Annotated in this window: 23 protein-coding genes and 1 riboswitch; of the genes, 12 read left to right on the top strand and 11 right to left on the bottom strand. The window is 72.4% G+C overall.

Annotated features, from left to right (window positions below; all coding sequences use genetic code 11):
- Window positions 1-77 precede the first annotated feature (77 nt).
- From tsf to ACFYU9_RS32245, 4 genes are all read left to right on the top strand, one after another.
- Entirely contained in the window at window positions 78-914 is an 837-nt protein-coding gene (gene tsf, locus ACFYU9_RS32260; RefSeq protein WP_389208998.1) for a translation elongation factor Ts, read from the top strand.
- A gap of 157 nt (window positions 915-1,071) precedes the next feature.
- Window positions 1,072-1,836, top strand: a complete 765-nt coding sequence (pyrH, locus tag ACFYU9_RS32255; RefSeq protein WP_389209000.1) for a UMP kinase — start codon at window positions 1,072-1,074, stop codon at window positions 1,834-1,836.
- A 112-nt stretch (window positions 1,837-1,948) separates the two neighbouring features.
- Entirely contained in the window at window positions 1,949-2,506 is a 558-nt protein-coding gene (gene frr, locus ACFYU9_RS32250; protein WP_389209002.1) for a ribosome recycling factor, read from the top strand.
- Window positions 2,506-3,654: a phosphatidate cytidylyltransferase gene (locus tag ACFYU9_RS32245; RefSeq protein ID WP_389209004.1), complete on the top strand. Its 1,149-nt coding sequence runs from the start codon at window positions 2,506-2,508 to the stop codon at window positions 3,652-3,654. Before frr ends, ACFYU9_RS32245 begins: the two co-directional genes overlap by 1 nt.
- A 127-nt stretch (window positions 3,655-3,781) precedes the next feature.
- On the opposite strand, the gene ACFYU9_RS32240 is transcribed toward ACFYU9_RS32245, so the two are convergent.
- Window positions 3,782-4,510 carry a hypothetical protein gene (locus ACFYU9_RS32240; protein WP_389347165.1) on the bottom strand — a complete coding sequence of 243 codons (729 nt, stop codon included), beginning with the start codon at window positions 4,508-4,510 and terminating at the stop codon, window positions 3,782-3,784.
- Between the two features lie 146 nt (window positions 4,511-4,656).
- On the opposite strand from ACFYU9_RS32240, the gene rlmN reads away from it, so the two are divergent.
- The 4 genes from rlmN to ACFYU9_RS32220 all read left to right on the top strand — a co-directional run bounded on the left by rlmN (window position 4,657) and on the right by ACFYU9_RS32220 (window position 9,781).
- A complete protein-coding gene (gene rlmN, locus ACFYU9_RS32235) occupies window positions 4,657-5,763 on the top strand; it encodes a 23S rRNA (adenine(2503)-C(2))-methyltransferase RlmN (protein ID WP_389209008.1) in 1,107 nt (368 codons plus the stop codon).
- Window positions 5,764-5,792: 29 nt separating this feature from the next.
- A riboswitch (TPP riboswitch) is annotated at window positions 5,793-5,903 on the top strand.
- An 82-nt stretch (window positions 5,904-5,985) separates the two neighbouring features.
- Window positions 5,986-7,083 (top strand): thiamine ABC transporter substrate binding subunit, encoded by a 1,098-nt coding sequence (locus tag ACFYU9_RS32230; protein WP_389209010.1) that lies wholly within the window; start codon window positions 5,986-5,988, stop codon window positions 7,081-7,083.
- Between the two features lie 62 nt (window positions 7,084-7,145).
- Window positions 7,146-8,759, top strand: a complete 1,614-nt coding sequence (locus ACFYU9_RS32225) for an ABC transporter permease (RefSeq protein ID WP_389347276.1) — start codon at window positions 7,146-7,148, stop codon at window positions 8,757-8,759.
- On the top strand, window positions 8,759-9,781 hold the full coding sequence (locus ACFYU9_RS32220; RefSeq protein WP_389347163.1) for an ABC transporter ATP-binding protein: 1,023 nt from the start codon (window positions 8,759-8,761) through the stop codon (window positions 9,779-9,781). Before ACFYU9_RS32225 ends, ACFYU9_RS32220 begins: the two co-directional genes overlap by 1 nt.
- Before the next feature lie 31 nt (window positions 9,782-9,812).
- Here the strand turns inward: ACFYU9_RS32220 and ACFYU9_RS32215 are convergent, their stop codons facing one another.
- The 7 genes from ACFYU9_RS32215 to ACFYU9_RS32185 all read right to left on the bottom strand — a co-directional run bounded on the left by ACFYU9_RS32215 (window position 9,813) and on the right by ACFYU9_RS32185 (window position 16,936).
- Window positions 9,813-10,847 carry a hypothetical protein gene (locus ACFYU9_RS32215; protein WP_389347161.1) on the bottom strand — a complete coding sequence of 345 codons (1,035 nt, stop codon included), beginning with the start codon at window positions 10,845-10,847 and terminating at the stop codon, window positions 9,813-9,815.
- A gap of 26 nt (window positions 10,848-10,873) precedes the next feature.
- A complete protein-coding gene (locus ACFYU9_RS32210) occupies window positions 10,874-11,827 on the bottom strand; it encodes a hypothetical protein (RefSeq protein ID WP_389347159.1) in 954 nt (317 codons plus the stop codon).
- 78 nt (window positions 11,828-11,905) lie between these two features.
- Complete coding sequence (locus ACFYU9_RS32205) at window positions 11,906-13,030, bottom strand: LOG family protein (RefSeq protein ID WP_389347157.1); 1,125 nt, start codon at window positions 13,028-13,030, stop codon at window positions 11,906-11,908.
- A gap of 23 nt (window positions 13,031-13,053) precedes the next feature.
- Window positions 13,054-14,139, bottom strand: a complete 1,086-nt coding sequence (locus tag ACFYU9_RS32200; RefSeq protein ID WP_389209019.1) for a hypothetical protein — start codon at window positions 14,137-14,139, stop codon at window positions 13,054-13,056.
- Window positions 14,121-14,861 carry an ABC transporter ATP-binding protein gene (locus ACFYU9_RS32195; protein ID WP_389347155.1) on the bottom strand — a complete coding sequence of 247 codons (741 nt, stop codon included), beginning with the start codon at window positions 14,859-14,861 and terminating at the stop codon, window positions 14,121-14,123. Before ACFYU9_RS32195 ends, ACFYU9_RS32200 begins: the two co-directional genes overlap by 19 nt.
- A gap of 219 nt (window positions 14,862-15,080) precedes the next feature.
- The gene (locus tag ACFYU9_RS32190) at window positions 15,081-16,460 is read right to left on the bottom strand and encodes an aspartate aminotransferase family protein (protein WP_389209023.1); all 1,380 of its coding nucleotides are present in this window, start codon (window positions 16,458-16,460) and stop codon (window positions 15,081-15,083) included.
- Window positions 16,445-16,936, bottom strand: a complete 492-nt coding sequence (locus ACFYU9_RS32185; RefSeq protein ID WP_389209025.1) for an Lrp/AsnC family transcriptional regulator — start codon at window positions 16,934-16,936, stop codon at window positions 16,445-16,447. The genes ACFYU9_RS32190 and ACFYU9_RS32185 overlap by 16 nt, the downstream gene beginning before the upstream one ends.
- 206 nt (window positions 16,937-17,142) lie before the next feature.
- Here ACFYU9_RS32185 and ACFYU9_RS32180 point away from each other — a divergent pair, with 206 nt between their 5' ends.
- The 4 genes from ACFYU9_RS32180 (at window position 17,143) to ACFYU9_RS32165 (ending at window position 21,076) form a co-directional block, all read left to right on the top strand.
- Window positions 17,143-18,579 carry a gamma-aminobutyraldehyde dehydrogenase gene (locus ACFYU9_RS32180; RefSeq protein WP_389347154.1) on the top strand — a complete coding sequence of 479 codons (1,437 nt, stop codon included), beginning with the start codon at window positions 17,143-17,145 and terminating at the stop codon, window positions 18,577-18,579.
- A 167-nt stretch (window positions 18,580-18,746) separates the two neighbouring features.
- The gene (locus tag ACFYU9_RS32175; protein WP_389347274.1) at window positions 18,747-19,910 is read left to right on the top strand and encodes a PotD/PotF family extracellular solute-binding protein; all 1,164 of its coding nucleotides are present in this window, start codon (window positions 18,747-18,749) and stop codon (window positions 19,908-19,910) included.
- Window positions 19,911-19,921: 11 nt separating this feature from the next.
- Window positions 19,922-20,491 (top strand): HXXEE domain-containing protein, encoded by a 570-nt coding sequence (locus tag ACFYU9_RS32170; RefSeq protein WP_389209029.1) that lies wholly within the window; start codon window positions 19,922-19,924, stop codon window positions 20,489-20,491.
- Between the two features lie 30 nt (window positions 20,492-20,521).
- Complete coding sequence (locus ACFYU9_RS32165; protein ID WP_389347152.1) at window positions 20,522-21,076, top strand: hypothetical protein; 555 nt, start codon at window positions 20,522-20,524, stop codon at window positions 21,074-21,076.
- Here the strand turns inward: ACFYU9_RS32165 and ACFYU9_RS32160 are convergent.
- The 3 genes from ACFYU9_RS32160 to ACFYU9_RS32150 all read right to left on the bottom strand — a co-directional run bounded on the left by ACFYU9_RS32160 (window position 21,042) and on the right by ACFYU9_RS32150 (window position 24,094).
- Window positions 21,042-22,238, bottom strand: coding sequence for a serine hydrolase domain-containing protein (locus ACFYU9_RS32160; protein WP_389347150.1), 1,197 nt, complete (start codon window positions 22,236-22,238; stop codon window positions 21,042-21,044). The two genes, ACFYU9_RS32165 and ACFYU9_RS32160, sit on opposite strands and share 35 nt — an antisense overlap.
- A gap of 96 nt (window positions 22,239-22,334) precedes the next feature.
- Window positions 22,335-23,051 carry a response regulator gene (locus ACFYU9_RS32155; RefSeq protein ID WP_389209034.1) on the bottom strand — a complete coding sequence of 239 codons (717 nt, stop codon included), beginning with the start codon at window positions 23,049-23,051 and terminating at the stop codon, window positions 22,335-22,337.
- Window positions 23,048-24,094 (bottom strand): sensor histidine kinase, encoded by a 1,047-nt coding sequence (locus ACFYU9_RS32150; RefSeq protein WP_389209238.1) that lies wholly within the window; start codon window positions 24,092-24,094, stop codon window positions 23,048-23,050. Before ACFYU9_RS32150 ends, ACFYU9_RS32155 begins: the two co-directional genes overlap by 4 nt.
- Between the last annotated feature and the right edge of the window lie 48 nt (window positions 24,095-24,142).

Raw genomic sequence — 24,142 nt, 5'->3', positions numbered from 1 at the left:
GGCGGGGGCCCACGAAGCCCCCGCCGTCCACCCGTGGACCCGCCCGATCTTTCAGACTTCGAGAGAGAAACAGACTCATGGCGAACTACACCGCCGCTGACGTCAAGAAGCTCCGCGAGCTCACCGGCGCCGGCATGATGGACTGCAAGAAGGCCCTGGACGAGGCCGAAGGCGACGTCGACAAGGCCGTCGAGGCCCTGCGCATCAAGGGCCAGAAGGGCGTCGCCAAGCGCGAGGGCCGCTCCGCCGAGAACGGCGCCGTGGTCTCCATCATCGCCGAGGACAACACCTCCGGTGTCCTGGTCGAGCTGAAGTGCGAGACGGACTTCGTCGCCAAGGGTGACAAGTTCCTCGCCGTCGCCAACGCGCTGGCCGCGCACGTCGCCGCCACCTCGCCGGCCGACATCGACGCCCTGCTCGCCTCCGAGATCGAGCCCGGCAAGACCGTCCAGGCGTACGTCGACGAGGCCAACGCCAACCTCGGCGAGAAGATCGTCCTCGACCGCTTCGCGCAGTACGCCGACGGCTACGTCGCCGCGTACATGCACAAGACGATGCCCGACCTGCCGCCGCAGATCGGTGTCCTGGTCGAGCTCGACAAGGAGAACGCCGAGGTCGCCAAGGGCATCGCGCAGCACATCGCCGCGTTCGCCCCGAAGTACCTCACCCGCGAGGACATCCCGGCCGAGGTCGTCGAGACCGAGCGTCGCATCGCCGAGGAGACCACCCGCGCCGAGGGCAAGCCCGAGGCCGCGATCGCCAAGATCGTCGAGGGTCGCGTCAACGGCTTCTTCAAGGACGCCACGCTGCTCGGCCAGCCGTACGCCCTTGACAACAAGAAGTCCGTCCAGAAGGTCCTGGACGAGGCCGGTGTCACCCTGAAGCGCTTCGCCCGCATCAAGGTCGGCATCTGAGTCCGTACGCAACGGACACCGGACCCCGGTAGGGTCTGAGGCAGCTGCCCGCGTTCGCGCCGGACGGCCGCGGATCTGACGAGGAGGCCATTGCCACAGGGGAAACCGTAAGGACCCAGGGCAATGGCCTTCTTGGTATGTGCACGAGGAGATCTCCATGAATCAGCGCGCCGAACAGGGCGACGACAACAACGGCAAAAAGGTCGGCCGCTTCATGCTGAAGCTGTCCGGCGAGGCTTTCTCGGGGGGCCACGGCCTCGGGGTCGACCCGGATGTCGTGCACGCCATCGCGCGTGAGATCGCCGCGGTCGTCCGCGACGGCGCGGAGATCGCGGTCGTCATCGGCGGCGGCAACTTCTTCCGCGGCGCCGAGCTCCAGCAGCGCGGCATGGACCGGGCGCGCTCCGACTACATGGGCATGCTCGGCACGGTGATGAACTGCCTCGCCCTCCAGGACTTCCTGGAGAAGGAGGGCATCGTCTCCCGGGTCCAGACCGCCATCACGATGGGCCAGGTCGCCGAGCCGTACATCCCGCTGCGCGCGGTGCGTCACCTGGAGAAGGGCCGCGTCGTGATCTTCGGCGCCGGCATGGGCATGCCCTACTTCTCCACCGACACGACCGCCGCCCAGCGTGCTCTGGAGATCGACGCCGAGGCCCTGCTGATGGGCAAGAACGGTGTCGACGGGGTCTACGACTCGGACCCGAAGACCAACCCGGACGCGGTGAAGTTCGACGCGCTGGAGTACGGCGAGGTGCTCTCCCGCGACCTCAAGGTCGCCGACGCCACCGCCATCACCCTGTGCCGTGACAACAAGCTGCCGATCCTCGTCTTCGAACTGCTCGCCGAGGGCAATATCGCGCGCGCGGTGAAGGGTGAGAAGATCGGCACGCTCGTGAGCGACGAGGGCACCCGGGCCTGACCAGGTCCGGGAACCGACCCACGCGGGTGAGGGACCCCGCGAGGGGGATGGACAGAGCCCTGCCGGTCGTACACCGTGCAGGACACAACGCGACGACACGCAGGAGCAAGTGGTGATCGAAGAGACCCTCCTCGAGGCCGAGGAGAAGATGGAGAAGGCCGTCGTGGTCGCCAAGGAGGACTTCGCGGCGATCCGCACCGGCCGTGCGCACCCGGCGATGTTCAACAAGATCGTGGCCGACTACTACGGCGCTCTCACCCCCATCAACCAGCTGGCGTCGTTCTCGGTGCCGGAGCCGCGCATGGCCGTGGTGACCCCGTTCGACAAGAGCGCGCTGCGCAACATCGAGCAGGCCATCCGCGACTCGGACCTGGGCGTCAACCCCAGCAACGACGGCAGCATCATCCGGGTGAACTTCCCGGAGCTGACCGAGGAGCGCCGCCGCGACTACATCAAGGTCGCCAAGACCAAGGCCGAGGACTCCAAGATCTCGATCCGCTCCGTGCGCCGCAAGGCCAAGGAGAGCATCGACAAGGCCGTCAAGGACGGCGAGGTCGGCGAGGACGAGGGCCGTCGCGCGGAGAAGGAGCTCGACGACCTCACCGCGAAGTTCGTCGCGCAGGTCGACGAGCTGCTGAAGCACAAGGAAGCCGAGCTCCTCGAGGTCTGATGAACGACTCATCCTGGAGGGCCCCGGCCACAGCCGGATTCGGCGGGCCCGACCAGGGGCCCGCCCCGGCGGGTCCCGCCGACGAATGGCACCCGGCGCCGCAGACTCGGCCCATGCCCATCGTGTCCGACGGTCCCGCCGACGACAACCAGGACGATCACGGCCGGGGGGCCGCTCAGCCGAGCGGTCCCCCGTTCCACGACCACGGCTACGGGGACCCCGTTCCCCCCGGACCAGAGTTCCACGACCAGACGCCGCACGAGCACCCGCAGGAGCCCATGTCCAGCCCCTCCCAGCCCGCGCCCTCGCCCCGGCAGCAGCCGCGGCAGAAGAAGAGCGCCGGCCGTGACCTGGGCGCGGCCATAGGGGTCGGCCTGGGCCTCGGCGCGGTGATCATCGCGTCGCTGTTCATCTGGAAGCCGGCGTTCGTCGGCGTCATCGCGGTGGCCGTCGTGGTCGGCCTGTGGGAGCTGACGTCCCGCCTCCAGGAGCGCAAGGCCATCAAGGCGCCGCTGGTGCCGCTCGCGGTCGGCGGCGCGGCGATGGTCGTGGCCGGCTACGTGCGGGGCGCGGAGGGCGCGTGGGTGGCGATGGCGCTCACGGCGCTCGCCGTTCTCGTGTGGCGGATGACGGAGCCGCCCGAGGGCTATCTGAAGGACGTCACGGCGGGCGTGTTCGCCGCGTTCTACGTGCCGTTCCTGGCGACGTTCGTGGCGATGCTGCTGACCGCCGACGACGGGCCGCAGCGGGTGCTGACCTTCCTGCTCCTGACGGTGGTCAGCGACACCGGCGCGTACGCGGTCGGCTGGCGCTTCGGCAAGCACAAGCTGGCGCCGCGCATCAGCCCCGGCAAGACCCGTGAGGGGCTGGTCGGCGCGGTGACGTTCGCGATGGCGGCGGGTGCGCTGTGCATGGAGTTCCTGATTGACGACGGCGCCTGGTGGCAGGGCCTGATCCTGGGCCTCGCGGTGGCGGCCAGCGCGACCCTGGGCGACCTGGGCGAGTCGATGATCAAGCGTGATCTCGGCATCAAGGACATGGGCACGCTGCTGCCCGGTCACGGCGGCATCATGGACCGGCTGGACTCGCTGCTGCCGACGGCGCCGGTGGTCTGGCTGCTGCTGGTGCTGTTCGTGGGCAGCGGCTGACCGGCGCGTCCACCGGGTTCGCGCAAGGGCCCCCGGCCCGCACCTTCGAGTGCGGGCCGGGGGCCCTTCCGCATAGTCCGCGCCCGGGGGCCCTTGCGCGTCGCCTCCGGCCCGGACGGCCCGCCGGTCAGCCGCGGTCCGGGTTGATCCCCGCCGCGACCGCCTGTACGCGGGCGATCTGGAGCTTCGCCGCGTACTTCACGTTCTCGGGCGAGGTGTCGCTCGCCATGACGTAGGCCACGACGGAGCCGACGCGCATGACGACGTCGATGCTGTTGTCGTGCTGGAACGCCTGGGTCTCCTCGGCGCCGGTGTCCATCGTCAGCGGCTTCACCGGGTGCTCGTCCGCGTCGCCGGGCTTCCGCTTCTGCTCCGCGAGGGCCTTCGTCTCCGCGGTGGCGCCGGCCTCGTCCGCGAAGGAGAGGAGGCTGAACTCGATCCGCGCCCCGTCCGGGTTGCGCGACTCCATGTCCTTGTGCCCGGCCACCTGGATCCCGGGGGCGCACGGCGCCTTCGTCAGCTCGGGGCAGCCCTTGAGGGCGTCGGCGCCCTGGATCACGACGCTTTCGCCGCTGGACATGGACTGCAGGCTGCCGTCGGCCGGGAGCGCGGCGTACATGCCCGTCGCGTCCACCGACGCCGGCGGGAAGTTCGGCGTGATGCTCTGGTGGTCGGTGGGAGCCGCAGACCCGCCGCCCTGCTGGGCGGGCGCGCCCGAGGCCGCGCTCTTGGCGCTCGGGCTTCCCGTGCCCGGGCCGCCCGCCGGCGGGTTCGCCGCCGTGCTCCCGTCCTTGCACGCCGTCAGCGCGAGCGCCAGTACCGCCGCGACGGCGGCCCCCCGTACAACAGCCTTCACCTGGGACTCCTCAGCGGTGCCGGTCCGGCCGCCCCGGCCGGACCAAGATCAGTTCATTGGCATGAACACCCAACCCCATGAGGCGGTGATCGGCCAATTCGCGGGGTGCGCCGGTCCCGGAATCCGTCTGCGACACTGGTAGGACCATGCCGAAGCCCGGAGAACTCACTTTCGTCGCCCCGCGCGGAGCCAAGCAGCCCCCGCGGCACCTCGCCGACCTCTCGCCCGCCGAGCGCAAGGAGGCGGTCGCCGCGATCGGCGAGAAGCCGTTCCGCGCCAAGCAGCTGTCCACGCACTACTTCGCGCGGTACGCGCACGACCCGGCCGAGTGGACCGACATCCCGGCCGCCTCGCGCGAGAAGCTCGCGGGCGAGCTGCTGCCCGATCTGATGTCGGTGGTGCGGCACGTGTCGTGCGACGACGACACGACCCGCAAGACGCTGTGGAAGCTGCACGACGGCACGCTCGTGGAGTCGGTGCTCATGCGCTACCCGGACCGGGTGACCATGTGCATCTCCTCGCAGGCCGGCTGCGGCATGAACTGCCCGTTCTGTGCCACCGGCCAGGCGGGTCTCGACCGCAACCTGTCCACGGCGGAGATCGTCCACCAGATCGTCGACGGCATGCGCGCGCTGCGCGACGGCGAGGTCCCCGGCGGCCCCGCCCGGCTGTCGAACATCGTGTTCATGGGCATGGGCGAGCCGCTCGCCAACTACAAGCGGGTCGTCGGCGCCATCCGCCGGCTCACCGACCCGGAGCCGGACGGCCTCGGCCTGTCGCAGCGCGGCATCACCGTCTCCACGGTCGGTCTGGTCCCGGCGATGCTGCGGTTCGCCGACGAGGGCTTCAAGTGCCGGCTCGCGGTGTCGCTGCACGCCCCGGACGACGAGCTGCGCGACACCCTCGTGCCGGTGAACACCCGCTGGAAGGTCCGTGAGGTCCTCGACGCGGCGTGGGAGTACGCGGAGAAGTCCGGCCGCCGGATCTCCATCGAGTACGCCCTGATCCGGGACATCAACGACCAGGCGTGGCGCGGTGACCTGCTGGGCCGGCTGCTCAAGGGCAAGCGGGTGCACGTCAACCTGATCCCGCTGAACCCGACCCCGGGCTCCAAGTGGACCGCGTCCCGGCCGGAGGACGAGAAGGCGTTCGTCGAGGCGATCGCCGCCCACGGCGTGCCGGTCACCGTCCGCGACACCCGCGGTCAGGAGATCGACGGCGCCTGTGGACAGCTCGCCGCCGCCGAACGCTGACCTTGTAGTCTGAGCTCGAACACATCTTCACATTCCGACAGGGGAGCGCCACAGCGCTGAGAGTGCGGTCACCGTAGGACCGCAGACCCTCTGAACCTCGCCCGGGTCATTCCGGGTAGGAAGTTCGGTCGTAACTCGAGCTGTTGCGCCCTGCCCGCGCCCGGTGTCCCGGGAGCGGGCAGGGCCGCGTCTCCTTCTGGTCACACCCAGGAGGACATTCACGTGAACATCAGGAAGGCGGCCGCCGCCGCGCTCGTCGGCGCGCTCGGCGTCACCACCCTCGCCGCCTGCGGCACCAGCGACGGCCGTGGGGCGGCCGGCAAGACCGGCGAGCCCGCCCCGAAGACCGTGACGCTCGTCAGCCACGACTCCTTCGCCGCCTCCAAGGAGGTGCTCGCGGCCTTCACCAAGGAGACCGGTTTCACGGTCAAGGTGCTCAAGAGCGGCGACGCGGGCGAGGCCGTCAACAAGGAGATCCTGACCAAGGGCGCCCCGCAGGGCGACGTCTTCTTCGGCGTCGACAACACGCTGCTGTCCCGCGCCCTCGACAACGGCATCTTCGTGCCGTACGAGGCCAAGGGCCTGGGCCGGATCCCCGACGCCTTCCAGCTGGACAAGGCGCGGCACCGGGTCACCCCGGTCGACTCCGGCGACATCTGCGTCAACTACGACAAGGCGTACTTCGCGCAGAAGAAGCTCGCGCCGCCGCAGACCTTCGACGACCTGGCCAAGCCGGCGTACAAGGACCTGCTCGTCGTGGAGAACCCCGAGCGGTCCTCCCCGGGGCTCGGCTTCCTCCTCGGCACGGCCGCGAAGTACGGCGACGCCGGGTGGCCGGACTACTGGAAGAAGCTCAAGGCCAACGGCGTGAAGACCGTCGACAGCTGGGAGCTCGCCTACAACCAGGAGTTCTCCGGCTCCTCCGGCGGCAAGAAGGCCAAGGGCGACCGGCCGCTGGTGGTGTCGTACGCCTCCTCCCCGCCGGCCGAGGTGCTGTACTCCGAGCCGCAGCCGAAGGTCGCGCCGACCGGCGTGTCCACCGGCACCTGCTTCCGGCAGACCGAGTTCGCGGGCCTGCTCGACGGGGCGAGGAACCCCGAGGGCGGCAAGGCGCTCATCGACTTCCTGATCTCGAAGAAGTTCCAGGAGGACATGCCGCTGCAGATGTTCGTCAACCCCGTCGCGAACGACGCGTCGCTGCCGGAGCTGTTCACCAAGCACGGCGTGGTGATCGACAAGCCGGAGACGCTGGCGCCGAAGAAGATCGCCGACAACCGTGACCAGTGGATCCAGCAGTGGACCTCGCTCGTCCTGAAGTAGCCGCCCGCGGCAGGGGTACGGCCCGCAGCCGCGTCGCGGGGAACGCGACGCGGCTCGGGCTGATGGTCCTGCCCGTCGTCTTCTTCGCGGTGTTCTTCGCCTGGCCCGTCGTCTCGATCGTCGAGCGCGGGCTGCGGCCCGACGGGCACTGGGCGCTGGGCCGGTTCACGGAGACGCTGAGCCGGCCCGACATCCTCGACGTGCTGTGGTTCACGCTGTGGCAGGCGCTGGCCTCCACCGCGCTCACCCTGCTCGTCGCGCTGCCCGGCGCCTATGTCTTCGCCCGGCTCGACTTCCCCGGCAAGAAGCTGCTCCGCGCGGTCGTCACCGTGCCGTTCGTGCTGCCGACCGTCATGGTCGGCACCGCGTTCCTCGCCCTGGTGGGCCGCCGCGGGCTGCTCGACGACTGGTGGGGCGTCCGGCTCGACACCAGCGTGTGGGCGATCCTGCTCGCCCACGTCTTCTTCAACTACGCGGTCGTCGTCCGCACCGTCGGCGGCCTGTGGGCCCAGCTCGACCCGCGCCAGGAGGAGGCCGCCCGGGTGCTCGGCGCCTCCCGGCTGCGGGCCTGGCGGACGGTGACGCTGCCCGCGCTCGCCCCGTCGGTGGCCGCCGCCGCGCTCATGGTGTTCCTGTTCACCGCGAGCTCCTTCGGCATCGTGCAGATCCTCGGCGGCCCCACGTACTCCACGCTGGAGACCGAGATCTACCGGCAGACCGCCGACCGGCTCCAGCTGTCCACGGCCGCCGTGCTCACCCTGGTGCAGTTCGTCATGGTCGGCGCGATCCTCGCCGTGCACGCCCGCGCGGTACGGCGCCGGGAGACCGCGCTGAGACTGGTGCCGGCCGAGCGGACCGCGCGCCGGCCGCGCGGCGCCGGCCAGTGGGCGCTGCTCGGCGGGGTACTGCTGTTGATCGCGCTGCTGATCCTCGCGCCGCTCGGCGTCCTCGTCGAACGCTCCTTCGCCACGCCCGGCGGCTACGGCCTCGACTACTACCGGGCACTGCAGTCCGTCGACGAGAACGGCACCTTCCTCGTGCCGATGACCGACACCATCGTCAACTCGCTCCAGTACGCGCTCGCCGCCACCGCCATCGCCGTCGTCATCGGCGGTCTCGCCGCCGCCGCGCTCACCCGGCGTGCCGGACGGCTGGTGCGCGGCTTCGACGCGCTGCTCATGCTGCCGCTCGGGGTGTCCGCCGTCACCGTCGGCTTCGGCTTCCTCATCACCCTCGACGAGCCGCCGCTCGACCTGCGGGCCAGCTGGATCCTCGTACCGCTCGCGCAGGCCCTGGTCGGCGTGCCCTTCGTCGTACGGATCATGCTGCCCGTGCTGCGGGCCGTGGACGAACGGCTGCGGGAGGCGGCGGCCGTGCTCGGGGCCTCGCCGTGGCGGGCGTGGCGGGAGGTCGACCTGCCGCTCGTGCGGCGGGCGCTGCTCATCGCCGCAGGCTTCGCCTTCGCGGTGTCGCTCGGCGAGTTCGGCGCGACCGTGTTCATCGCCCGTCCCGACAACCCGACGCTGCCGGTCGCCGTCGCCCGGCTGCTGAGCCGGCCCGGTGAGCTCAACTACGGCCAGGCCATGGCCCTTTCGACGATTCTCATGGTGGTGTGCGCGGTGTCCCTGCTGCTCCTCGAACGGCTCCGCTCCGACCGGACCTCGGGGGAGTTCTGATGCTGACGCTGACCGGCGCGACCGTACGCTTCGGGGACCGTGCCGTCCTGGACGCGGTGGACCTGGAGGTCGCCGAGCACGAGATCGTGTGCGTGCTGGGGCCGAGCGGCAGCGGCAAGTCGACACTGCTGCGCGCCGTCGCCGGACTCCAGCCGCTGGACGGCGGGCGGGTGCTGCTCGGCGGCGCCGACCAGGCCGGGGTGCCGGTGCACCGGCGCGGTGTCGGCCTCATGTTCCAGGACCACCAGCTCTTCCCGCAGCGCGACGTCGCCGGCAACGTCGCCTTCGGGCTGCGCATGCGCGGCGCGTCCAGGGCCGAACAGGCCACCCGTGTCGACGAGTTGCTGGACCTGGTCGGTCTGCCCGGTGCCGGGCGCCGGGCCGTCTCCGCGCTCTCCGGCGGCGAGCAGCAGCGCGTCGCCCTCGCCCGCGCCCTCGCCCCGCGGCCCCGGCTCCTCATGCTCGACGAGCCGCTCGGCCAGCTCGACCGGGGCCTGCGCGAACGTCTCGTCGTCGAACTGCGCGGCCTCTTCGGCGCGTTGGGCACCACCGTGCTCGCCGTCACCCACGACCAGGGCGAGGCGTTCGCCCTCGCCGACCGGGTCGTCGTCATGCGCGACGGCCGCATCGCCCAGTCCGGTACGCCCCTTGAGGTGTGGCGGCGCCCCGCCTCCGAGTTCGTCGCCCGCTTCCTCGGCTTCGACAACGTCGTCCCGGCCACCGTCACCGGCGCCGCCGCCACCACCGTCTGGGGCAAGATCCCGGTCCCCGACGGCTCCCCCCAGGGCGACCGCCCCCTCCTCGTCCGCCCGGCGGGCGTCCGCCTCGCCACCCCGGGCGAGGGCCTCGCCTGCCGTGTCGAGACCCGCACCTTCCGCGGCCACCACGTCGCCGTCACCCTCCGCCCGGCCGAAGGCCCGCTCCTGGAGGCGGAGTTCGCCCTTCGGGACGCGCCGGAGGCGGGCGCCGAGGTGGACGTGGTGTTCGACGCGGACGAGGTGGTCGTGCTCGACGCGGGCTAGGGCCTGTCCGGCGGATCAGGGCAGGGCAGGCCTAGAACACCGAGCCGTACGGCGAGGTCCACACCCGGTCGTACAGTGTGCGCAGCCACGGCGACCGGACCTCGGGCAGCCGGGCCAGCGTGTACAGGAACGCGTCGCGGTCGGGCCGCAGGAGCGACCACGGGTGGTCCGGCAGCGGATAGTCGTCGCGCAGCACGCCGGCCGGCAGTGTGCCGGACGCCGGTATCGGCCGGGTCTCCCCGGGCAGCGCCAGATAAGACCAGACGCCGTCGGGCAGCGGCACGGCGGCCGCGCCGACGGGCGGCGGTGCGCCGTACGGGACGAGCACGATGTCGAGGTCGTCGCCCGGCAGTCCCGGACCGGCGAGGCCGACCTGCTTCGCCGGGCCCTCGGCCGGCAGCAGCGCCCTCACAGCCGGGCCGAGCAGCTCGGTGACGAGCCCGGCGGGCAGGACCACCGGCCCGCCGTCGGAGGCCGCGAGCAGATGGGCCAGGGCCGCACCGGTGGCCGCCGCCCAGCGTGGGCTCCAGCGGCCGGGGGGTTCCACGGGAGGCAGCGGCGTCAGCTCCCCTACGGGAGCGGGCACACCGGTGGACACGCGGCGCACCGCGTCCGGCTCGAACCACACCGCCGACCAGATCCCGCAGTCGTCCTCGCGGCACGCCACCGGCAACCCGCATGCCTCGCACACCAGGTTGGGCCCTTCACCGGCCACGACGCCCAGGCAGGAGTCGCCACAGCGCTCGGGGACGAGTACGGTGCCGCGGACGTCGCCCGGTGCGACGACGGCCCGGTCCCGAGGCCCGAAGGACACCCCGTAGACCGGCGCGTACACCCCCTGGGCGGCCGCCTCCGACTCCGCGAGGTCCTCCCACATGCGGGAGGGACGGCCCGAGGGCAGCGGCTCGACCGCGTAGGTCCCCGGTGCCATCAGCGGAGGCAGGAACTCGTGTCCGCAGGAGACATGGGCTTCCGGAGGAAGCGGGACCCGCACCACCGGTGCCGTCAGCACCGCCTCGCACCCCGCGCACACGAACACGTCCATCAGGTCCGTCACTCTCGTCATCGCCCCGGATTCTCACCCGGACGGGCTCAGCAGCGCGCGCAGTTTTTCCGCGTCGCCCGCTGGTAGAGCCTCGTCGACTGCCCGAGGGCCAGGCCGAAGAGGCAGAAGCCGCCGTAGGCCACCGCGACGATCCAGGGGGCGTGGTCGGGGATGGAGCCGGTGGTGAGGGCGCCGGTCCAGGTCAGCAGGCCGATGACGGCCAGGAAGAGGCCGAACGGGGCGAGGGCGCCGGCGCCCGTCCAGCCGAGGGCGAGGAGGAGGGGGCGGGGCAGACGGCGGCCCCAGGGGCGGGTGAGGGCGAGGGCCAGGGCCATGCCGACGAGGGCGAGGACCGCGGTGACGTCGACGCCGTGGTCGTAGAGCCACAGGCCCAGGTCGCTGGTGTACCGGGGGTCGGCGCCCGGCCGGCCGGTGCCGGTGTAGCCCGGGGTGAGGCCCAGGGCCCACATCGTCTTCAGGGCCGTGTACGGGACGAGCGCGGCGACCGCGACGAGGCCGGCGCGGCGGGCGTCCGCCGGGACGGCCGGGGCGCGGCCGCCGCAGTACGGGCAGGTGCCGAGGCGGTGGCGGCGGTGGGCGAGGGCCGCGCCGGCCCACAGCACGGCGCCGAGGACGGCGACGGCCTGGTTGGCCAGGGCGGCCAGGTCCAGGGGCGGCTGGTTGCGCGACAGGAAGAACAGCAGGTGGGCCGGGGCGAGCAGGAAGCCGAAGCCCGACGACAGACACAGGCCGACGACACCCCACGCGGCGACCGGGAGCCACCGGCCGGCCGGGCGCCCGAGCATGACGGACGCGAGGACGGCGGCCGCGGCGTACAGCGCGGCCGTCGCCGTCTCGGCGGCCGTGCCGGTGCCCTTGCCGAGCAGCGCGTAGCCGAACGCGGGACCGGTGGCGGCGGCGAGGGCGGCGCCCGCCGCGTACAGCAGGGACCAGACGAGAGCGGCGCGGCCCGCCCAGGCGGGCCAGTTCTTGGTAGGCATGCCGTGAGCCTCGCGCGCCCCGGCGTACACGGCGTCAGTCCGCGGTCGACACCCGTTCCACCGCGCGGGGGAGGGCCCCTACGCGCCGGGTCGGGCAGCCGTCAGCTCCGCGAGCGCCGCCGGGGCCTCGTCGACCGAGTCGACCAGCGCGATCCGCGCCGCCATCGGGCGGCCCGCCGCCAGCGTGCGCAGCAGCGGCCAGGCCGGCAGTTCGTCCGTCCAGTGCGCGCGGTTCACCAGGACCATCGGGGTCGGTCCGCCGCGTGAGCCGTAGAAGTTCGGCGTCGCGTTGTCGAAGATCTCCTGGACCGTGCCGGCCGCGCCGGGCAGGAACACCACGCCCGCGTTCGACCGGGCGAGCAGCCCGTCCTCGCGGGTGGCGTTCGCGAAGTACTTGCCGACGCGGGCCGCGAACGCGTTGGTCGGCTCGTGCCCGTAGAACCAGGTCGGGATGCCGACCGAGTCGCCGCCGCGCGGCCACCGGGCCCGCACCTCGAACGCGGCCCGCGCCCAGTCGGTGACGGACGGTGTGAACGACGGCGCCTTCGCGAGCAGCTCCAGCGCCTCGTCCAGGGCCTCGTCCGCGAGCGGCGCCGTGTACGCGCCCAGGTTCGCCGCCTCCATCGCGCCCGGCCCGCCGCCCGTCGCCACCGTCAGCCCCGCGCGGGCCAGCGACCGGCCGAGCCGCGCGGCCCCCGCGTACGCCGCCCCGCCCCGGCCCATCGCGTGCCCGCCCATCACGCCCACGACGCGGGCGCCCGCCAGGTGCTCGTCCAGGGCGTCCGAGATCGCGTCGTCGTGCAGGGAGCGGAGCATCGAGGAGAAGATGTCGCCGTCCGACCGGGTACGCCGGAACCAGGCGTACGTGCGGGCGTCCGGGGTCCGCTCGTACGCCTCCGCGGTGATCCCCTCGTACAGCTCGCCGGGGGAGTAGAGCCGCGCCCGGTACGGGTCGAAGGGCAGGTCGGGCACCGGCGGGAAGACGAGCGCGCCGTCCGCGCGGACCTTGGCCGCCGCCTCCGGCTGCATCGCGCACCCGAGGAACACCGCGCCGGCCGTGGACGCCGACAGCAGCGCGAAGGTGCGGTCGGTCAGGTCCAGGGACTGCACCCGGCACCCGGAGAGCGATCCGGGCGCGCCGAGCGCCGCGTCGAAGTCGGCGAGGGAACGGATCTCGCGTTCGTGGCCGCTCGGGTGCGTCATGGGGCCACGATAGGCCGCCGGTCTCAGCCCTGGAGCGGGATCGCCGCCAGGACACCCACCGCACAGGTCAGCGGGACGAACACGGCGAGCAGCGCCCCCGCCCGCAACAGCGCCGTCGTGCGCAGCACCGTCGGCGGGGCGCCCATGCGCAGCAGCGCCTCGGTGGTGTGCGTGCGGGACTGCTTCGACTCCAGGGCGGCCGTCAGGAGGGTCGCCGTCGTGCAGCCGACGACGACCGCCGCGCCCAGCCAGGTCAGCGGTCCGAGCGCCGCGCCGCCGTAGCGCGCCACCGCCGCGATCGCCGCCGAGCCGACCGCCGCGGCCACGCCGAGCGGGCGGCCGAGCCGCCGGGACTCGTCCATGAGGACGCGGCCGGCGAGGAGGCGGACGGCGCCCGGGCGGAGCGTCTGGAGCAGACGCCCGCAGCCGTGGGTGAGGCCGGGGCCCATCAGCGCGAGGCCCACCGCGGAGACGAACCAGCCGGTGAGCACCCCGCTGCCGCTGCCGCGGGCCGCGTACGTCTCCACGGCCAGGCCCACCGCGAGGAGCGACACGCCCCAGGGCAGGGCGGCGGTGGGGGACGGCCGCGCCGCCGGTGCCGTCCGGGGCCGCAGGGACAGGCCGGCCGCGGTCGCCGCCGCGACGGGCGGGACCGCGAGGAGGGTGAGCGCGGCCGCCAGCGGGACCGGCTGGTCGGCGGCGAGCAGGCCCGCGGCCGCGCCGTCGAAGGGCAGGCCGGTGATGTCGCCGCGCAGGTGCAGGTAGAAGAGCAGCGCGAGGGCCGAGCCGAGGGTGCAGGCGACGGCCGTGGAGGTGGCGGCGATCGCGGTGAGGCGGGCCGGGCCGAGACCGATCGCGGAGAGCCCGGGGCGCGGCCGGGTGCTCGGGTCGGTGCGGGCCACGGCCACCGCGAACTGCACGGTCGCGGCGAGCGGCGCCACGCACCACAGCAGGCGGAGCACGGAGTCGCCGGACCTGGCGGGGTGGCCGACGGCGTAGCCGAGGGCGCACAGCAGCAGGAAGCCCACTCCGGCGGCGGCCGCGGCGACGAGGAGGCGGCGGAGCTGGACGGCGGGGTGGGTCCCGCGGACTAGACGGAGAGCGAGCACGCGGAGACGCCCTCCGCCCCGGTGGCCGGCGGTACGGGGCCGGCGTGGCGTCCGTCGATCAGCGCGAGGGCGCGGTCGGCGAGGGCGGCGACGTCGGGGTCGTGGGTCGCGAGCAGCACGGTGATGCCGTGCGAGCGGGCGGCCGCGGTCAGGGTGCGCAGCACCTGCGCGCCGTCGGCGCGGTGCAGGGTGGCGGTCGGCTCGTCGGCGAAGAGCACGGACGGGGTGGTGACGAGGGCGCGGGCGATGGCGACGCGCTGGCGCTGGGCGTGCGGGAGGGCGGCGGGCCGTTTGCGGGCGGCGGCGCCGACGTCGAGGCGCTCCAGCCATTCGGTGGCCGTGGCCCTGGCCGCCCGGTGGGAGATCCCGCGCAGCAGCAGCGGCAGGGCGGCGTTCTCCCAGGCGGTGAGTTCGGGGACGAGCCCGGGCTCGGGGTCGATCCAGCCGAAGCGGTCGCGGCGGAGCCGTTCGCGCCGGGCGCGGGGGAGGGTGTGCACCGGGACGCCGTCGAACCAGACCTCGCCCTCCTGGGCGACGAGCTGGCCGGACAGACAGCGCAGCAGGGTGGTCTTGCCGCTGCCGCGGGGGCCGGTGACGGCGAGCAGCTCGCCCTCGCGCACGCCGACGGAGATGCCGGTGAGGACGTCGGTGGCGCCCTCGTGGCCGCCGAGCGAGCAGCGCAGGGAAAGCGCCCGGAGCACGTCGTTGTCCGGTGGGGCCATGGCGTACACCTCGATGTCGAAGCCAGTCCGTGTTCGTTCCCCTGGATGGGGGAACGACGGGGCGGGCCGGTCGGTCACTGGGGTCTTCCCGGCACCGTAAGGATTCGCGTCGGTTCGTACGGACAGCACGCGGCCCGGGTACCCCGTCATCCACTCGGATGGCGGCATACCCGGGCCGGGGTCACGCCGTGAGGGCGGCGTGAGGTCCTGCGGGACCGGTCAGAGCTTCGTCCACGCCTCGGTGAGGGTGGCGCGGAGGATCTGCTCGATCTCGTCGAACGTGGTCTGGTCCGCGATCAGCGGCGGAGCCAGCTGGATGACCGGGTCGCCACGGTCGTCGGCGCGGCAGTACAGGCCGTTCTCGTACAGCGCCTTGGAGAGGTAGCCGTAGAGGACGCGCTCCACCTCTTCGTCGTTGAAGGACTCCTTGGTGACCTTGTCCTTGACGAGCTCGATGCCGTAGAAGAAGCCGTTGCCGCGGACGTCGCCGACGATCGGCAGGTCGTGCAGCTTCTGCAGCGTCGAGAAGAAGTTGCCCTCCTGGTCCAGCACGTGCTGGTTCAGGCCCTCCTTGTCGAAGATGTCGAGGTTGGCCAGGGCCACGGCGGAGGACACGGGGTGGCCGCCGAAGGTGTAGCCGTGCAGGAAGGTGTTGTCGCCCTTGTAGAACGGCTCGGCGATGCGGTCCGAGACGATGCAGGCGCCGATCGGGGAGTAGCCCGAGGTCATGCCCTTGGCACAGGTGATCATGTCCGGCACGTAGCCGAACTTGTCACAGGCGAACATCGTGCCGAGGCGGCCGAAGGCGCAGATCGTCTCGTCGGAGACGAGCAGCACGTCGTACTGGTCGCAGATCTCGCGGACGCGCTGGAAGTACCCGGGCGGCGGCGGGAAGCAGCCGCCGGCGTTCTGGACCGGCTCCAGGAAGACGGCCGCGACGGTGTCGGGGCCCTCGAAGAGGATCTGCTGCTCGATCTGGTCGGCGGCCCAGCGGCCGAAGGCCTCGGGGTCGTCGCCGTGGATCGGGGCGCGGTAGATGTTGGTGTTCGGCACCTTGTGCGCGCCGGGGACCAGCGGCTCGAAGGGGGCCTTCAGGGCCGGCAGACCGGTGATCGACAGGGCGCCCTGCGGGGTGCCGTGGTAGGCGACCGCACGCGAGATGACCTTGTACTTGGTGTGCTTGCCCTGGAGCTTGAAGTACTGCTTCGCCAGCTTCCAGGCGGTCTCGACGGCCTCGCCGCCACCGGTGGTGAAGAACACCTTGTTGAGGTCGCCCGGGGCGTAGCCGGCCAGCCGCTCGGCCAGCTCGACGGCCTTGGGGTGCGCGTACGACCACACGGGGAAGAACGCGAGCTCCTGGGCCTGCTTGTACGCGACCTCGGCCAGCTCCTTGCGGCCGTGGCCGGCGTTCACCACGAACAGGCCGGCGAGGCCGTCGAGGTAGCGCTTGCCCTTGTCGTCGAAGATGTAGGTGCCCTCACCGCGGACGATGGTGGGGACGGGGTTGTTCTCGTACGACGACATGCGGGTGAAGTGCATCCACAGGTGGTCGTAGGCGGTCTTGGAGAGGTCCTGGCTCACGGCTATCGGGTTCCCCACATATAGGTCTGCTTCTTGAGCTTCAGGTAGACGAAGCTCTCGGTGGAGCGCACCCCGGGGAGGGTGCGGATGCGCTTGTTGATCACATCCAGGAGGTGGTCGTCGTCCTCGCAGACGACCTCCACCATGAGGTCGAACGAGCCCGCGGTCATCACCACGTACTCGCACTCGGCCATGGCGGTCAGAGCCTCGGCGACCGGATCCAGGTCACCCTCGACGTTGATGCCGACCATCGCCTGCCGCCGGAAGCCCACGGTGAGCGGGTCGGTGACGGCGACGATCTGCATGACGCCCTGGTCGAGCAGCTTCTGGACGCGCTGCCTCACCGCCGCCTCGGAGAGGCCGACGGCCTTGCCGATGGCGGCGTAGGGGCGGCGGCCGTCCTCCTGGAGCTGTTCGATGATCGCCAGGGAGACGGCATCGATCGTCGGGGACGAACCGGTTCCGGTTCTGGAGTGGGTGCTTTGACTGGCCACGACCTCACTGTGCACCGAACCTCGTCAGTCTGGCAACCCCAAAGCGATGAAATTCGTTGTCCAGGGCTCTGGATCATGCTGAATCCGAAGTTGCCGGGGGTCGGGGCTATGGAAAGCGTCTGTGGACCGATTAGGCTGAGGTGTCTCGCCCACCGGGACGCCGCACGACGGAGTGCGGAGACAGAACGTGACAGGAGGGGTGGCAAGTGACCACCGAGCTGCGCCGGCTGCGCAACTACATCAACGGGGAGTTCCGGGACGCGGCCGACGGCCGCACGATCGACGTGATCAACCCGGCCACCGGCGAGGTGTACGCCACCTCCCCGCTGTCCGGCCAGGCCGACGTCGATGCCGCGATGGAGGCCGCCGCGGCCGCCTTCCCCGCCTGGCGTGACAGCACGCCGTCCGAGCGCCAGAAGGTGCTCCTGAAGATCGCCGACGCCTTCGAGGAGCGCGCCGAGGAGCTCATCGCCGCCGAGGTCGAGAACACCGGCAAGCCGGTCGCTCTCACCGCGAGCGAGGAGATCCCGCCGATGGTGGACCAGATCCGCTTCTTCGCGGGTGCCGCCCGGCTGCTCGAAGGCCGCTCGGCCGGCGAGTACATGGAGGGCATGACCTCGATCATCCGCCGTGAGCCGGTGGGCGTGTGTGCCCAGGTCGCGCCGTGGAACTACCCGATGATGATGGCCGTGTGGAAGTTCGCCCCGGCCCTCGCCGCGGGCAACACGGTCGTCCTCAAGCCGTCCGACACCACCCCGGCGTCGACCGTGCTGATGGCCGAGATCATCGGTTCGATCGTCCCCAAGGGCGTCTTCAACGTCGTCTGCGGCGACCGCGAGACCGGCAAGGCCATGGTCGAGCACCCGACCCCGGCGATGGCCTCCATCACCGGCTCGGTCCGCGCCGGCATGCAGGTCGCCGAGTCGGCGGCCAAGGACGTCAAGCGCGTCCACCTGGAGCTGGGCGGCAAGGCCCCGGTCGTGGTCTTCGAGGACGCGGACATCGCCGCGGCCGTCGAGGGCGTCGCGGGTGCCGGCTACTTCAACGCCGGCCAGGACTGCACCGCCGCCACCCGCGTGCTCGTCCACGAGTCCGTCCACGACGAGTTCGTCGCCGCGCTGGCGAAGGCCGCGTCCGAGACCAAGACCGGTCAGCCGGACGACGAGGACGTGGCGTTCGGCCCGCTGAACAACGCCAACCAGCTGAAGCAGGTCACCGGCTTCATCGACCGCCTCCCGGCGCACGCCAAGGTCGAGGCGGGCGGTCAGCGCGTCGGCGACAAGGGCTACTTCTACGCGGCGACCGTCGTCTCCGGCCTCAAGCAGGACGACGAGATCATCCAGAACGAGGTCTTCGGCCCGGTCATCACGGTCCAGTCCTTCACCGACGAGGCCCAGGCCCTCGACTACGCCAACGGCGTCGAGTACGCCCTGGCCTCCTCGGTCTGGACGAAGGACCACGCCCGCGCCATGCGCATGTCCAAGGCGCTCGACTTCGGCTGCGTGTGGATCAACACCCACATCCCGCTGGTCGCCGAGATGCCGCACGGCGGTTTCAAGAAGTCCGGCTACGGCAAGGACCTGTCGGCGTACGGCTTCGAGGACTACACGCGCATCAAGCACGTGATGACGTCCCTCGGCTGACAGCCCCCGCTGCTCGCCCCGGCCGGTCCGATCGGCCACCTCGCGGCCCCGGCACCCTTGATCGACAGGGTGTCGGGGCCGCGCCCTTCGAGTCGACGGACCGTCCATTGCCCCTGGTCGGCGCCCACCGGGAAGCTGTACGGGTGAACAGGACGACCAGGAAGACCATGTCCCGCCGCGCGCTGCTGCGCGGACTCGGCGGCACCGGCGCCGCGGCGCTCCTCGCCGGATGCGGGGTCCCGCCCGCGTACGTCGAGCCGGGCGACCGGGCCGGGCGCGACCTGTCCGCCCGCGACCGGACGCTGACCTTCGCCAACTGGCCGCTCTACATCGACACCGACGACAAGGACAAGTCGAAGCGGCCCACGCTGGACGGCTTCACCAAGCGGACCGGGATCTCCGTGCGCTACACGGAGGAGATCAACGACAACGACGAGTTCTTCGGCAAGATCAGCCCGTCCCTGATGAACCACCAGGAGACCGGCCGCGACCTCGTCGTCATCAGCGACTGGATGGCCGCCCGCTTCGTCCGCCTCGGCTGGGTCCAGGAGATGGACCGCGCCAAGCAGCCCAACGTCGCCAGGAACCTCGACCCGCTGCTGCGCAAGCCCGCCTTCGACCCCGGCCGGCTGCACTCGGTGCCCTGGCAGTCCGGGATCACCGGCATCGCGTACAACCGCAAGAAGCTCGGCCGCGAGATCCGCTCCACCAAGGAGCTGTGGGCCGACGACCTGCGCGGCCGGGTCACCCTGCTGTCCGGGCTCGACGAGTCCTTCTCGCTGCTCATGCAGGGCAACGGCGTCGACGTCACCCGCTGGACCCCCGACGACTTCCACCGGCTCTGCGACCAGATCGACGGTCTCGTCCGCAAGAAGCACATCCGCCGCTTCACCGGCAACGACTACATCAAGGACCTCTCCACCGGAGACGTGCTCGCCTGCCAGGCCTACTCCGGCGACGTCATCCAGCTCCAGGCCGACAACCCGGACATCGCGTTCGTCGTGCCCGAGGAGGGCGCCGAGCTGTGGGCCGAGTCCCTGATGATCCCCAACCTGGCCGGGCACAAGACCAGCGCCGAGCAGCTCATCGACTACTACTACGAGCCCGAGGTCGCGGCCGAGCTCGCCGCCTGGGTCAACTACGTCTGCCCGGTCCCCGCCGCCCGTGACGTGCTCGCCGACTCCGGCGACGAGGAGCTCGCCGCGCTCGCCGAGGACCCGCTGATCTTCCCCGACGGAGCGATGCGCAAGCGGCTCGCGATCGCCCGGGACATCCGGCCGGAGGAGCGCGCCGAGTTCGCCAAGCGCTGGAACTCGATCGTCGGCCTGTGAGTTGCCGGGGTATGCGGAAGAATCTGACCGACCCCCTCGACCCCCTTGTCACCTACGGGCTGTTCGCCGCCTGGGCGCTGCACGACGCCGAGGAGGTCGCCTTCGGGCCGCGCTGGATGCGGGAGAACCTGCCGCGGCTGCGCGAGCGGTTCCCGGCCGTGCCCGAGCGGGTGTGGCAGGCCCTCGGCTCCGTCGACGACCGCGAGTTCCGGGCCGCCGTCGCGGTGATGGCCGTGATCGTCGGCTCGGCCGCCGTCGCCGGAGGCCGCTCCGGCGGGCGGTCCGCCTTCTACCAGGCCGCGCTGAACGGCTTCGGGCTGCACGGCCTGGTGCACCTCGCGCAGGCCGCCGCCGTGCGCGGGGTCACCCCCGGATCCGTCACCTCGCCCCTGCTCGTCATCCCCTTCACCCTCTGGGCGCGCGGCCGGCTGCGGAAGGCCGGGGTGCTGCGGACCGTGCGCGCCCGGGACGCGGTGGCCGGGCTCGCGGTCGCGGCCGGGGCGACGGCCCTCTCGCACGCGGTGGCGCAGCGGGTCACGCGGCCGCGGACCGGACGCCGTAGCGGGGGTACCGCTTTTTGAACGTGTTCATGAGGGGCGTACGCTGCCCTCATGAGCGACACGAACGGGCCCGGAGCCCTTCTCAAGCGCATCCGCGTCTGGCTGGTCGTCTTCATCGTCTGTCTGGTGCTCAGCGGGGCCACCGCCTTCCCGCTGGTCACCGAACTCCGCCTGGCCGACGAGGCGTTGTCCTCCTGGGCGGCGCCCGTCGGCGACGCCTTCCCGGTGCTCGCCGAGTGGCTCGCGCGGGTGCGCGGCGGCGTCGAAGGAGCCGACGCCCACGCCCCGTACCTCCTCTACGGCACCGACTGGCTGGCCTTCGCCCACCTCGTCATCGCCGTCGCCTTCTACGGGCCCTACCGCGACCCGGTCCGCAACATCTGGGTGATCGAGTTCGGCATGATCGCCTGCGCCGGCATCGTCCCGCTCGCCCTGATCTGCGGGCCGATCCGCGACATCCCCTTCTGGTGGTCGGTCATCGACATGTCCTTCGGGGTCTTCGGCATCCTGCCGCTGCTCGTGGTGCGCCGGCTGGTCAAGCGCCTCGAAGCGGCGCAGGCCGGGCCGGAGCTCACTTCGACGGCATTCCGAACGTCGTCACCATGAGCCCGAGCGCCACCCGGTTCATGTCCTTGCCCTTGGCGTCGGTGGAGTTGACGCTGTAGACGAGGGTCCGCTCGCCGTGCCGGGTCGAGGCGATGGCCGCGTTGTAGCCCCAGCGGCCGCCCGTCTTGCCCCACACCTCGCGCCCGCCCAGCTTCTTCATCGACAGGCCCACCGAGTACGCGGCCGGGTCACCGGTCGTGAGGTCCTCGACCTTCGGCAGCGTGAACATCTCCTCCAGGAGCGGTCCGCGCACCACCCGGCCCGCGAACAGGGCCCGCGTGAACCGCTCCAGATCGGCGGTCGTGGAGATCAGGTCACCGGCCGCCCAGCCGTCCGTGGCGCCCCAGACGCTGACATCGCGCAGCCCGGTCGTCCCGTCGTCCAGCGTCATCACCTGGTAGCCGTGGTTGTGCGGGCCGTCGATCCGCGGGCTGGCGCCGGGGAAGGAGGTGTCGCGCAGCCCGAGCGGGCGCAGCACCCGCACGGCCACCTGGTGCTCGTACGAGTCGCCCGTCACGCGCTCCACGATCAGCCCGGCGATCGTGTAGCCGATGTTCAGGTAGTGCTGCTTCGTGCCGGGGGCGAACTCGCGCGGCTGCGAGGTCGCCATGCGGACCAGCTCGCGCGGGTCGTACTGGACGAAGCGGCGCGCGTACCACTCCTCGACCGTGTCGCCGGGCAGGTCCGCCGCCGGGATGCCGTGGGTGTGGTTGAGCAGCTGGCGCACCGTCACCTCGCCGTACGCCGCCGGGATCAGCTCCGGGAGGTACGCGCGGGCCGGGCGGTCCAGGTCGATCCTGCCCTCGGCCGCGAGCTGGAGGACGACCGCGGCCGTGAACACCTTGGTCACCGAGCCGGCCCGGAAGCGGGCGCCCGGATCCGCCGGGCGGTTCGTCCGCAGGTCGTGCACGCCGGCGCTGCCCTGCCAGGCGCCCTCGGTTCCGCCGACCCGGACCAGGGCCGCCGTCGCGTCCTTGGACGGCAGACCGGCGATCACCTGCTCCAGGGCCTCGGGCGAGAGGGGCGCCTGGGCGGTGGCGGTGGCCGTGGCGGCGGTGGCCGGGGCGCCGGGGGAGGAGGCGGCGGCCGGGAGGGCCAGCGGGCCCGCCGCGACGCCCAGGACCAGGGCGGCGGCGAGCAGCGTGCGGGTGGTGTGCTTCATGGTCAACTCCGTGGTGGGGAGGGGCCGTTCTCGATGGCTCCATCCTGCTGACCGGCGGCGATCCGCGGATCGCCCGCACCGGCGGTCTTCGCCGCCCTAGTTCCTCGCCCACGCGGGGGAGCCGGCCGTGCCCCCGGCTCCCCCGGCCGGGGGAGCGCCCGCCGTGATCAGGCCCGTCTCGTACGCGCAGATCACCGCCTGGATGCGGTCGCGCAGCCCCAGCTTCGCCAGCACGTTCCCCACGTGCGTCTTCACCGTGTGGTCGCTGACCACCAGCTCCGCCGCGATCTCCGCGTTCGACAGGCCGCGCGCGAGCAGCAGCAGCGTCTCGCGCTCCCGCCCGGTCAGCACCTCCAGACGCGGATCGGCCCGCCGCGCGCCGGCCGCGGCCGGCGCCGAGGTGTACTGCTCCACCAGGCGCCGCGCCACCGTCGGCGCGAGCAGCGCCTCGCCCGCGGCGACCACCCGCACCGCGTGCACCAGGTCGTCCCGGCGCACGTCCTTCAGGAGGAAGCCGCTGGCGCCCGCGTGCAGCGCCTCGTACACGTACTCGTCGGTGTCGAACGTCGTCAGGATCACCGTCCGGCAGGCCGACTCGGCGGAGATCGTCCGGCACGCCTCGATGCCGTCCATCACCGGCATCCGGATGTCCATCAGCACCACGTCGGGGGAGTGCCGGCGCACCGCCGCCACCGCCGCCGCACCGTCGCCGGCCTCCGCGACCACCTCGATGTCCTCCTGGACGTCCAGGATCAGCGCGAAACCGCTGCGCACCAGCTCCTGGTCGTCCGCCACGACCACCCGGATCGTCATCCCGCCTCCAAGGGAAGTACCGCCCGCACCTCGAAACCCCGCCCGTCCGGGCCCGGCCCGGCCGACGCCGTGCCGCCGTGCGCCGCCGCCCGCTCGCGCACCCCGAGCAGACCGTGGCCGCCGGAGCCCGGCCCCGCCTCGCCGCGCGGCCCGCGCCCGTCGTCCGTCACCCGGACCTCCAGCCCGCCGGGCCCGTACCCGAGCCGCACCGACACCGAGCGCGCCTCCGCGTGCTTGACCACGTTGGTCAGCGCCTCCTGCACGATCCGGAAGACGGTCGCCCCGGTCGCCTCCGGCAGCGGCCGCTCGGCGCCCTCGGTCGCGTACCGCACGTCCAGGCCGCCGCCCCGCACCCGCGCGAGCAGCTCCGGCAGTTCGCCGAGACCGGGCTGCGGCGCGCGCGGCGACCGTCCGGCGGAGTCCTGCTCGTCGCGCAGCACGCCCAGCATCCGTCGCAGTTGGACCATGGCGTCGCGGCCCGTCGCCGAGATCGCCTCGAAGGCCGCCTCCGCCCGCTCGGGCGCGGCCCGCACCGCGAGCGGCCCGGCCTCCGCCTGCACGATCATCAGGCTCACCGCGTGCGACAGGATGTCGTGCATCTCCCGGGCGATCCTGGCCCGTTCGCGGGCCGCGGCCTGCTCCGCCTCGACCCGGTGTGCCCGCTGCCGGGCGTCCGCGAGCCGCCCGAAGGCGTACGCGGCCCCGAACACGAAGAGCGAGAAGGTCAGTTCGCGCACCGACTGGGTGTTGAGCCACACCGACACCGGCACCGCGACGAGGACGAGCAGCCCCGACACGAGCCGCTTCCACGCCGGGCAGAGCACGGCGATCGTGTAGAGGCTGAGCAGCCCCGTGTACGGCAGCGGCTGGCCCGGCCCCTCAAGGGCGAGCTTGTACAGGGCGCTCGTCGCCATGACGCCGAGCAGCACCGCGAGCGGCGCCCGGCGCCGCCACACCAGCGGGACGACGGTGAGCGTCGTCAGGCCGTACGCCTGCCAGGTCGCCGGCTCCAGCTCGGGCGCGCGCGGCACCACGAACGGCATGGTCACCGCCGCCTGAACGAGCAGCGCGATGCCGATGTCCACGGCCCA

Origin of the sequence: Streptomyces sp. NPDC004327, from assembly GCF_042873935.1 — a bacterium.
Taxonomy (GTDB): Bacteria; Actinomycetota; Actinomycetes; order Streptomycetales; family Streptomycetaceae; genus Streptomyces.
The sequence above is the reverse complement of the archived record's forward strand: the minus strand, read 5'-3'. Positions and strand labels throughout refer to the sequence as shown.

Excerpts from the sequence above, each read along its gene's own strand:
- ACFYU9_RS32165 (WP_389347152.1), top strand. The coding sequence starts at position 20,522 with ATGAGCGACACGAACGGGCCCGGAGCCCTTCTCAAGCGCATCCGCGTC.
- pyrH (WP_389209000.1), top strand. The coding sequence starts at position 1,072 with ATGAATCAGCGCGCCGAACAGGGCGACGACAACAACGGCAAAAAGGTC.
- ACFYU9_RS32155 (WP_389209034.1), bottom strand. The coding sequence starts at position 23,051 with ATGACGATCCGGGTGGTCGTGGCGGACGACCAGGAGCTGGTGCGCAGC.
- ACFYU9_RS32210 (WP_389347159.1), bottom strand. The coding sequence starts at position 11,827 with ATGCCTACCAAGAACTGGCCCGCCTGGGCGGGCCGCGCCGCTCTCGTC.
- tsf (WP_389208998.1), top strand. The coding sequence starts at position 78 with ATGGCGAACTACACCGCCGCTGACGTCAAGAAGCTCCGCGAGCTCACC.
- rlmN (WP_389209008.1), top strand. The coding sequence starts at position 4,657 with ATGCCGAAGCCCGGAGAACTCACTTTCGTCGCCCCGCGCGGAGCCAAG.
- ACFYU9_RS32170 (WP_389209029.1), top strand. The coding sequence starts at position 19,922 with ATGCGGAAGAATCTGACCGACCCCCTCGACCCCCTTGTCACCTACGGG.
- ACFYU9_RS32175 (WP_389347274.1), top strand. The coding sequence starts at position 18,747 with ATGTCCCGCCGCGCGCTGCTGCGCGGACTCGGCGGCACCGGCGCCGCG.
- ACFYU9_RS32220 (WP_389347163.1), top strand. The coding sequence starts at position 8,759 with ATGCTGACGCTGACCGGCGCGACCGTACGCTTCGGGGACCGTGCCGTC.
- ACFYU9_RS32245 (WP_389209004.1), top strand. The coding sequence starts at position 2,506 with ATGAACGACTCATCCTGGAGGGCCCCGGCCACAGCCGGATTCGGCGGG.
- ACFYU9_RS32160 (WP_389347150.1), bottom strand. The coding sequence starts at position 22,238 with ATGAAGCACACCACCCGCACGCTGCTCGCCGCCGCCCTGGTCCTGGGC.
- ACFYU9_RS32195 (WP_389347155.1), bottom strand. The coding sequence starts at position 14,861 with ATGGCCCCACCGGACAACGACGTGCTCCGGGCGCTTTCCCTGCGCTGC.
- ACFYU9_RS32205 (WP_389347157.1), bottom strand. The coding sequence starts at position 13,030 with ATGACGCACCCGAGCGGCCACGAACGCGAGATCCGTTCCCTCGCCGAC.
- ACFYU9_RS32150 (WP_389209238.1), bottom strand. The coding sequence starts at position 24,094 with ATGCCGTTCGTGGTGCCGCGCGCGCCCGAGCTGGAGCCGGCGACCTGG.
- ACFYU9_RS32225 (WP_389347276.1), top strand. The coding sequence starts at position 7,146 with ATGGTCCTGCCCGTCGTCTTCTTCGCGGTGTTCTTCGCCTGGCCCGTC.
- ACFYU9_RS32215 (WP_389347161.1), bottom strand. The coding sequence starts at position 10,847 with ATGACGAGAGTGACGGACCTGATGGACGTGTTCGTGTGCGCGGGGTGC.